The organism is Pseudomonas huaxiensis (assembly GCF_003231275.1).
Classification (GTDB): Bacteria; Pseudomonadota; Gammaproteobacteria; order Pseudomonadales; family Pseudomonadaceae; genus Aquipseudomonas; species Aquipseudomonas huaxiensis.
In genome coordinates this window covers 1-2911 of sequence record NZ_QKVL01000102.1, presented here as the reverse complement: position 1 = coordinate 2911, position 2911 = coordinate 1, and the positions used below count along the sequence as shown (strand labels likewise).

Below are 2911 nucleotides of genomic sequence, written 5' to 3'. Positions count from 1 at the left end.
CAATGCTTGGCCCCGCATATGGTATGCGGGGCCTAGTTCATCGATGTAAATCAGCTATCCAACATCCATGACCATGTTTTTACAATAAGTGCTAGCAACGATAGGAAGGCTAAAGTTACAGAGAGCCAAATGATAAAATGAAAGGTTACATTGTAGAAATTGATTATGCTGTCGAAATTTGCAATGCAATCCTGACGGATTACATAATAACTTGGTTGGTCTGGATGTGAGATTTTGGTAGCGCAGCCATGAACAAAATCTGGTGCGCTTATATAAATGATTATTATGGAGGCTATAAAGGTTATTAGGCTGATGACTACAAAAATTCTTTGGTTTGTAGAAAGGGGGTTGTGAATATAAATTCTCATTTTTAATTCTCACGTGTCCATTTATGAGGTAGCTCAAAAGAGATTGTAGATTTATTTGGCTTATAGAGCTGTTTTATTCTAGTGGTTTCTATGTTGAATTCGGGGAGCTTTACTCTAAGGTATTTGTCCAGCTCGCAAAAAATATTCTGGCAGTCAATTAATTGGAGTTTTCTGCTTTCTAAGTAATGAAAATTAAGTCCGAGCCTTTTAAATTCACTTTCTTGAGTCTCGTGCATATGACTTATGATACGTGTGAATTCATCCGGAGTGGCCGTCGGGAAGCATTTTTTAATACCTCTCTCTGCGCCTGGTCCCGCAATTACAAATTGGCTCTCTTCTGCAGTTGAGTAAGAACTATATGCGCAGTCGATGGCTAGCTGCAGAGCAAGGAATTTACCTATAGACGGGACTCTGATAAAAATCTGGTAAATTTCTTCGAGCGAACTAGCCCCCCAAACCTTAGATGCAGTATCTGAATCCAGCAGTTGCTGAATCATGCGAAGATTGTTCACATGCTTTATATTGGATCCATACTGCATCCCTGACGGCATTATGTAGGCGGCAGAGTATATTTTCTGCCTGTCTTCCTTTAACTCATTCAAGTACTTTGTGTATTCATTGATGTTGAATCTAGATGCACAAATATTTCCTATTTTAGATTCGAGCAATTCCCAAGTTGATATTTTGTTGAAAATTTTAAATATTAAAATCCTGAAAAAAACATCATCCCTTGAAGTGCTTTTACAGTTTGTGATGTTTTTAATTAGGTACTGGGAAACTCTATCTGTTGCTCGATAGCAATTGGTGAACTTGTATTGATCTAGAATTGGGTCGATGTGTTCTATTTTGGTGCTTGTTTTTTTTGCGACATATCTCAATTGGCGCGCATATGCAAAACGCCAGTACTCATCGTAACATACTGACTTTTCTAGTTTTTTCATGTTATATGGCTGTTGTCTTCAGGGCGTTTGCGAGAGCTTTAAGCCACTCTGCAATATGGTTTCTAAATGCAGCTGTCATAATCGCTGTAAATATAGCGAAAAATACCAAAGAGTATCGTGTCAGTATTTTGCTTTCCAGCATAACCATTTCTTTTTTTAATGTTTCAATCTCTGATTTTAATTTAAATGGGGAAAACACTTCCCCCGTCATCGCCGCAACTTTTTCATGATCTAGTCCAGTGTGAGCAGTGTTAATTTCTTTTGCGTATGGCTCAAATTTGCTCGCTTTATTATCTAGATCCGCATACCAGATCAGAGCAAAGGGCTTACCTCTCTCCATGAGAATGTCTGTTGGGCCAGCGTTATAGACTGAAAATGTGAGTTGTCCCTTCCACCCCGGATCAACATGAAAACCCGATACGTTTATTAAACCCTTGAACTTATATTTGGCTTTAAAAGAGATGAATGCCAAGGCATAGTGTGGAACAATCACTGTTTCGCTTGTTGTCAATAAAGCAAATTGACCTTTGGGGATTATAAATTGTGGTTTTTTGCGTTCCAGTATTTGTTTTACAGGAGGTTCTTTATCTGTGTTGGGTGTTACGTATATTTCATTTCCTAACGTTAAAGATATAGCTGCACAATCAATTTTTATCTTATCGCTGTCTCCTTCAGATGGAACTATTAAAGAGTCTTTGATTTCTTCGAGAGTTTTGCCGCTCCAGAACATTAATTGTAACCTTCCTTGTAGTTTCCGAGTTCATCAAAAAAAAGATTCTTTTTTTCTACTGCGTAAAGTCTATCACTGATTTTTTCAGGGATATTTTCTACTCCTACTATGCAAGCCAATGCAAGTGAAAGCTCAAATAAAGAATGAAGTGAGTCCAGTAAGCTCTCTCTAAACGCGTAGGGCTCCAGATGATCCAGGGACTCTACAGCTTTGCACATATTTCCTGTGGTTGAGCTTATTTCAACTGCAAGACTTAACAATATGTTGTGTTTTCCTGTCGGAAAACTATTCAATACGCTTTCTCCAACTGACTGAATACTATCGAAGTTTTTTGAGTACTTTGAACCAATAGAGTGGTTGAAGATGTTTGCTGAAGAGAAAATAATTATTACTGTATCAATAAGGCTCTTTTTTAAAACATCAGAGTCTTCAGTGAAGGCGGACTTAACAATTTTTGAGCTATATTTTGACAGGTGAAGTGTCATGTGAGTAATGCGGCGCTGTACGGTGAGCAGGCATATCTCTTTATGATACTTTTCGTCATGTTGAAGTTGTTTCCATTGAAGTTTTTTCAATTGACTGAAAAGTGACATGTTACCGTCCCATTCCTTAAGTTTTACGTCGTAAATTAGGCTGTGTAAAATATAGCAATTATACACTGTTTCAAATCATGCCATTATGGCATCAGTGGTGGCGTTTGGCTATTCCAGCATGCTCAAGCTGCTAAGTTACAGCTTCTCTGATTCAATAAACAAGATAGCTCATGGTCTTGATTCATTTGATTTGCATAACCCTCTGAGCGACTCCTCTCCGATAAGCCGTTTGGGTCGCCTTTGGGATTTCTCAGGCATCGTAATGAAGAGGACGACAAC

3 protein-coding genes are annotated in these 2911 nt (G+C 38.3%); all 3 read right to left on the bottom strand.

The genetic code is table 11. The features are described from left to right. Positions 1-370 precede the first annotated feature (370 nt). Genes DM374_RS33380 through DM374_RS33375 form a run of 3 tightly spaced genes read right to left on the bottom strand, consistent with a single transcriptional unit; the run spans position 371 to position 2632 of the window. Positions 371-1309: a nucleotide kinase domain-containing protein gene (locus DM374_RS33380; RefSeq protein WP_157969806.1), complete on the bottom strand. Its 939-nt coding sequence runs from the start codon at positions 1307-1309 to the stop codon at positions 371-373. Between the two features lies 1 nt (position 1310). Further along, positions 1311-2039 carry a dCTP deaminase domain-containing protein gene (locus DM374_RS32255; protein WP_110973505.1) on the bottom strand — a complete coding sequence of 243 codons (729 nt, stop codon included), beginning with the start codon at positions 2037-2039 and terminating at the stop codon, positions 1311-1313. Next, on the bottom strand, positions 2039-2632 hold the full coding sequence (locus tag DM374_RS33375; RefSeq protein WP_157969805.1) for a hypothetical protein: 594 nt from the start codon (positions 2630-2632) through the stop codon (positions 2039-2041). Before DM374_RS33375 ends, DM374_RS32255 begins: the two co-directional genes overlap by 1 nt. Positions 2633-2911 lie beyond the last annotated feature (279 nt).